Origin of the sequence: Coleofasciculus sp. F4-SAH-05 (genome assembly GCF_040222985.1) — a bacterium.
Lineage (GTDB): Bacteria > Cyanobacteriota > Cyanobacteriia > Cyanobacteriales > Coleofasciculaceae > Coleofasciculus > Coleofasciculus chthonoplastes.
The window spans coordinates 21,275-27,274 of the sequence record NZ_JAVKBY010000101.1 but is presented as its reverse complement, the minus strand read 5'-3'; the positions used below and the strand labels follow the sequence as shown (position 1 = coordinate 27,274).

At 46.0% G+C, this 6,000-nt stretch carries 5 protein-coding genes; all 5 read left to right on the top strand.

Annotated features, from left to right (window positions below; all coding sequences use genetic code 11):
* Window positions 1-505 (top strand): integrin alpha (locus tag RIG27_RS13305; RefSeq protein WP_446345817.1); only part of this gene is annotated, 505 nt, incomplete at its 5' end.
* A gap of 815 nt (window positions 506-1,320) precedes the next feature.
* Complete coding sequence (locus tag RIG27_RS13300; RefSeq protein WP_446345816.1) at window positions 1,321-3,177, top strand: VgrG-related protein; 1,857 nt, start codon at window positions 1,321-1,323, stop codon at window positions 3,175-3,177.
* Window positions 3,178-3,194: 17 nt separating this feature from the next.
* Window positions 3,195-4,445 carry a M91 family zinc metallopeptidase gene (locus RIG27_RS13295; RefSeq protein WP_446345814.1) on the top strand — a complete coding sequence of 417 codons (1,251 nt, stop codon included), beginning with the start codon at window positions 3,195-3,197 and terminating at the stop codon, window positions 4,443-4,445.
* A gap of 8 nt (window positions 4,446-4,453) precedes the next feature.
* The gene (locus RIG27_RS13290; protein WP_446345812.1) at window positions 4,454-5,110 is read left to right on the top strand and encodes a hypothetical protein; all 657 of its coding nucleotides are present in this window, start codon (window positions 4,454-4,456) and stop codon (window positions 5,108-5,110) included.
* Window positions 5,111-5,429: 319 nt separating this feature from the next.
* Window positions 5,430-5,849 (top strand): GPW/gp25 family protein, encoded by a 420-nt coding sequence (locus tag RIG27_RS13285; protein ID WP_446345810.1) that lies wholly within the window; start codon window positions 5,430-5,432, stop codon window positions 5,847-5,849.
* The last annotated feature ends 151 nt before the right edge of the window (window positions 5,850-6,000 follow it).

The window sequence follows — 6,000 nt, the reverse complement described above, 5'->3', positions numbered from 1 at the left end:
TGTGATCAACGGTATTAATAGTGGTGACTTATCCGGCTGGTCTGTCAGCAATGGGGGGGACATTAACAATGATGGTATTGATGACGTGATTATTGGGGCTTACTCTGCTAACCCCAACAGTAATGATGATGCCGGAGCCAGCTATGTGGTTTTTGGCGACGATGATCCGAGTAACGATATGACCCTGGTGGGTACTCTCGCAGATGACAGTCTGAATGGGGATACAGGGGATGACCTCCTGGATGGGGGTCTGGGTCATGATAGTTTATCTGGAGGTGAGGGTGCTGACCTATTTTTGCTGCGTCTGGGTGATGGAATGGATACAATTCTTGACTTTAAGGATGGAGAGGATTTATTCCTGTTAGACCAAGGTTTGACCTTCGGACAATTGACGATTGCAGCCAGCGGTGCCGATACTAAGATTAGTGTTGACGGAGAAGAATTAGCCACTGTGTCGAATGTTTCCGCCAACCTGATTACTGAGGTGGATTTTACGGTTGTCTAGTTGGCAAAGATCATGTCACCTTTGTCGGTTAGGTTCATGGGACTTACGCAAAGCCTCTATGTGTAGTGGACTGACACAGCTAAAATTGTGGAATAGATTTACGGTGAAATGGGGCGCACGGCGTGCGCCCCTACTACCATTTTAGGTGTGCCACGACAGTAGGGTGCGTTACGCTTCGCTAACGCACCTTTGCCACCATCTGTGGTGTAGCTGCGTAAGTCCTGGTTCAGCTAATAATGCTGCGATAGATTGGCTTCGTCGTGAGGGAACCTCAGCCTTCTTTTCGCGCTTACGGAGCGAGAACTAAAGTTCTCACTACAAACAACGCCCTATTTTATAGCGATCTCCATAGCGGTTAGGACGCATCATTTGGTAGAGACGTTGCAGGCAACGTCTCTACAACAGGAAAGGAACGTCCTAATCGATGTGTCTACAATATAAATACAAACGCTATTTATGGTAGGGGCTCTTCTGTGCCGTGCCCCTACAGGTAGCGCCTGTGCCGCCTGTGAAAGCGTAAGTCAGAATTAAATCCGCCTCCAGCCGACTACCCGTCGGCAAGGCTTCGCCTAAGGTTTGTGCCGTTCCGCGATTTCAATCGCTGTGGCAAACTGTTGAATTTTTACCAATGAATGCTACATTTATCATGTAATCCTCTATTCGAGTTTGTTTACAAAAAGTAAAATTTAGGCAAGAAAAACAGGTTAGCCAAAAACTCAAACCTCAATCACCTAAACCTCTCCCATCAACTCCCCCTAGGTAAATTCCCGATCAGTGGCACAACTCAGTGCTAAGTCTTCATTCCAGAGGTCGCCATGGCTGTCACTTATGTAGCTGAACCGATTTTAGAAATAGATGGTCAGTTAGCGTCCAAAGCGTTAATTGATGACATTATCGAAATCGCGGTGGAAGAAAGCCTCCATCTTCCTGGTATGTTTACCTTAGTGATTAAAAACGATTACTTCCCGGGGCGCAGCGAGGATCAAACTTGGCGACATGCTGATTCATTTGAAATTGGCAAAACGATAAAAATAGGCTTCATCTCCAGTACAACTCAAGCCCAGGAATTTGAAGAGGAACAGAAAAATTACGTCCTCGAAGGGGAAATCACGGCGATGGAGTGTAACTTTACCCGTGACTCCGAAGCCCCAATGATGATTCGCGGCTATGATGTTTCTCACCGTCTATGGCGAGGGCGGTATAATCGCTCATTCCAGAACATGACCGATACCGATATCGTCAAAAAAATTGCCGGGGAAGTCGGCATACCCCTCGGCAAAGTTGATGAGACAGGCGGACCATACGGATACGGAGACATTAATGGGTCAAATGGCTATGTATTTCAAGAAAATCAGACCAATTTAGAATTTTTGAGTAAACGGGCAGCCCGCAACGGCTTTGAGTTCTTTGTTCAAGATGGGAAACTGAATTTCCGCCAACCCAAAGTCGATGACTCTCTCGAACTGAAATGGTTAAAAGATGTCCACAGTTTTCAGGTTAGAGTCAGCAGCGCCGAACAAGTGAGTGAAGTTGAAGTCCGAGGTTGGGACTATAGTCAAAAACGCTCAATTGTCGAAACCGCGAACAAAGAACAAACCCATACCAAAACTGAGCAGGGTGAAGGCTCAAAAACCAGTAATACCTTTAAAGGAAAGCCATCCACTCCAAAAATGATTGTCGTGGATCATCCAGTCTCCAATGCCCCAGAAGCCAAGACAATCGCCCAAGCCGTGTGTGACGAATTAGGGGGAGAATTTGTCCAGGCTGATGCTGAAGCCGAAGGGAATCCTAAAATTCGACCGGGGCGAGTCGTGAAACTAAACGATTTGGGAAAATACAGTGGTGAATATTACGTCACCGAAACCCGTCATCTATTTTACGAACGGGTTTATACCACCGAGTTTACCATCCGTGGCTTACGGGGAGATAATCTACCGCCCCTGCTGTCCCACGAAGCCCCCTTTTATCCCGGCAAAACCCATTTAATTGGTATCGTTACCAACAATAAAGACCCGAATGGTTGGGGGAGAGTCAGGGTAAAGTTTCCGACTCTCACCGAAGAACACGAAAGCAACTGGGCGAGAATTGTGGGCTATGGAATTGGCGCCAATCGCGGCAATGATTGTCTCCCAGAAGTAAACGATGAAGTTTTAGTTGCCTTTGAGCATGGGGACATTCATCGACCCTATGTATTAGGTGGCGTTTGGAATGGCAAAGATCAGCCCCCAGAAAGTGTGAATGATTCCGTTCAGGATGGTAAAGTGCGCCTGCGAACCATACAAACTCGCACAGGTCATAAAATGCAGTTTGTGGAAGAAGCAAAAGGTGCGGTTAAAGCCGGGGCGACGCTGACAACGGTACTGGGTCATACCATGCAGATGAATGATACCGAGGAGTGTTTAGATATTAGCACGGCTGGGGGTCATCAAATACGCATGGATGATAAGAATAAAAAGATAGAAATAAAATCCACGGGTAATCTGTCCGTGACAATGGATGATCGGGCGAAACAAATCAAACTTCAAAGCGGCGGGGGAAGCATTACGATGAAGCAGACAACGGGTGCAATTGATATCAAAGCGGGAAGCAAACTCTGTCTATCTGCGGCAACGATTGAAATTTGCTCCCAAGGTCCGCTGACGGTTAAAGGGCTTCCCATTAAGCTCAATTAAACACAGAGGAGTTGAACATGGGCAAACCTGCGGCTCGACTTGGTGATACTGTCGCCCATCCCATACCCCCTGTCTTGACTGGCGGTCCGGGTAGTCCAACTGTACTCATCTGTGGTAGACCCGCTTGGAGGGGTATACCTGCAGGACCTGCAGGGGCTCTACAGAGTGCCAAACAAGCCTCTGATGCCACAATTAAAGTGGCTGAAGCGGCTACTCTTGCTGCCTCTGGCACCCCCGGTGCCCCAGCCGCTAAGGCAGCCGAGGAAACCACCAAGGCGACGGCAGCATCAACGATGGGTAGTATGATTACTAGCATCGCGATGGGGGCAGATATCCATTTTTGTGGTACACCTTTGCCCATTCCTCCCCACGGACCGGGTGTGGTTATTGACGGTAGTCCGACTGTGCTAATTAATGGACTCCCAGCTTGTCGTATGGGGGATACGATTATTGAGGCTGTTGGTCCGCCGAATAAAATTACTGGGGGTTGTCCCTCTGTGTTGATTGGTAATGACCCTTCATGTAAGTGTTGTGGCGGGGGTTCAGATCAAGAGCCAAAGCCAAAGCCAAAGCCAGAGCCAGAGCCAGAGCCAGAGCCAGAGCCAGAGCCAGAGCCAGAGCCCCGCCCAGAGCCCCGCCCAGAGCCCCGCCCAGAGCCCCCCGACTATACCTTTGAGGAGGTTGTTTCTGGAATAAATGGAAAAAATGGAATAAATATTGAAGGGGATGAAGAATATCAAGATCAAGTCAGAGAAAACTTACGTCAAATTTACGATACGCCTTCGGGCAAGAAACTACTACAAAGCCTACTAGCAGCTCGGGATAATGGCAGAAGTCTTACAATTCGACCATTAAATCCTGATGATTCTGGCAATTACATAAGTTTCGATCCAGATCGAGCTTACCAAAACCCCGATAAAACACCTGGAGCGGGAAGTGATGCTACTATCTATTTTAATCCCAACAGAACTAATATTGGTGATGGTTCAGAACCCTGGCACACTAGACCACCGGCAATTGGTCTCGCACACGAACTGATTCATGCTGACGATGCCGCTTACGGTCTTATGCCTAATGGTGACGGACCGAATGGAGATTTAGCACCTGATACCGCAAAAAATTTAGAATTACGTGCTGTTGGGTTGCCTCCCTATGAGGATGGTTTATGGGATTATGGTAGAGAGGTTTTTGGTATAGGAGATTATGGAACGTACACGGAAAATAAAATTCGCACTGAAATGGGTGAACCCAATAGACCTCATTATTAAATGAAAAAATGCTTATTTATATACTGGCTTTTTTCTCTTTATTTTCCTTGTCCTGTAATACAGGTCAATGTCAACAAATAACCCGAAATGAAGTTGCTCATGGTGTAGGACAGAACAATATGTTGAATTTGACAACTAAAATTATTTCGCAAAACAGTGATAATGTTGTCATTGAATATAAAGTCAACAACAGTAGTAATCGGACAATATACCTTTTTGACATATTACTATCCGGATGGACAAATCAAGGAATTCCCATTGATCATGCCAAACAGGTATACAGAATTGTAGATAACGGGCGGCTCGTCTTTTCAAGAAAAGTAATGCCTTTGCCTAAAAATGTATTGCTTGAAGTCAGGCAATATCCGCTGATGATTCCTGTCCGACCTAGACAAACACATATTTCTTCTTTTGAAGTCAATCTGCCTTGCCAGCTTTATAAACCTTATGAACATCAACCCGAAAATATAACGGAAATTAAAGAACTTCCTTGGAGTTTAGAGCTGGGTTATGTAGAAGCAACTCCGCAACTGGAACAAAGATTAAAACCTCAACAAACAACGGGCGGTAGAGAGGGTTGGATGATTCAATCTTTTAACGAAAGCCATCAGAAGCTGATTCGAGTGTCGGGGAAAGGAAGATTGCCTTGCTTGCAGCCTATTTGAGCCAATTAGTTATCGATTGAATAATCTAATTTAAGGGGAAAGTGGTACTGTCAATGAAAGAAAGCATAATCTTGAGTAATTAGGGGCTGCTGAATAAGTCTTGTGGTGGGGGAGGGAACTCTTAACAGGGAACAGGCAACAGTTTCAAGCCTCTGTTGAGGTAAAATTCGGCGCAAAAGTCAGCGAAAATCCATGGATGTTAAGTGTAAAGGTGTAAAAACCTTGTACTTGTTGGGGGCAAAAATGGCTTGAAGTCCAAATCTTGTGTACCTTCCACACTTGTGCAGTAAGCCCTAATTAGGAAACTAAATCTATAAAGATGGCAGACATGACAAATAATCAGCCCCGAGATTATCTAGGTAGGGGATTATCATTCCCGTTACGGGGAAACTTACAAGGAAGCGTACAACTAAGCGCCGATATCCGGAATATCGAAGAATCGATCGCGCTAATCTTGGGTACTAAGGTGGGTGAACGAGTCTACCGAGCAAATTTTGGGTCGCGCCTGTCTGAACTCGCCTTTGCGCCGATGAATACCCAAACCCTTTTGCTGATTCGAGTCTATGTTGAGGAAGCCCTGAAAATGTGGGAACCTCGAATTGTACTGGATGGCGTTTATACAGAACCTGACCCCATTCGCGGTCGTGTCAATATTATTATTGAATATCATCCGAAAGACTCCCATGATACTCGAAGTCTGGTTTATCCGTTCTATCTCCAACCGTCTGGTGGTGAGTAGTTGGTCATGGTTCAACCGTTAAGGGCGACAATCTGTAGAGACGTTGCAGGCAACGTCTCTACAGTAAAACTGACGCAAAGGCTCTATATGTAGGGTGTGTTAGCGTAGCGTAACGCACCATAACCAACATATATGGTGTGGTTACGTTAAT

What these genes read in the sequence shown, in the direction of transcription:
- RIG27_RS13300 (WP_446345816.1), top strand. Translation starts at nt 1,321, where the DNA reads ATGGCTGTCACTTATGTAGCTGAACCGATTTTAGAAATAGATGGTCAG.
- RIG27_RS13295 (WP_446345814.1), top strand. Translation starts at nt 3,195, where the DNA reads ATGGGCAAACCTGCGGCTCGACTTGGTGATACTGTCGCCCATCCCATA.
- RIG27_RS13290 (WP_446345812.1), top strand. Translation starts at nt 4,454, where the DNA reads ATGCTTATTTATATACTGGCTTTTTTCTCTTTATTTTCCTTGTCCTGT.
- RIG27_RS13285 (WP_446345810.1), top strand. Translation starts at nt 5,430, where the DNA reads ATGGCAGACATGACAAATAATCAGCCCCGAGATTATCTAGGTAGGGGA.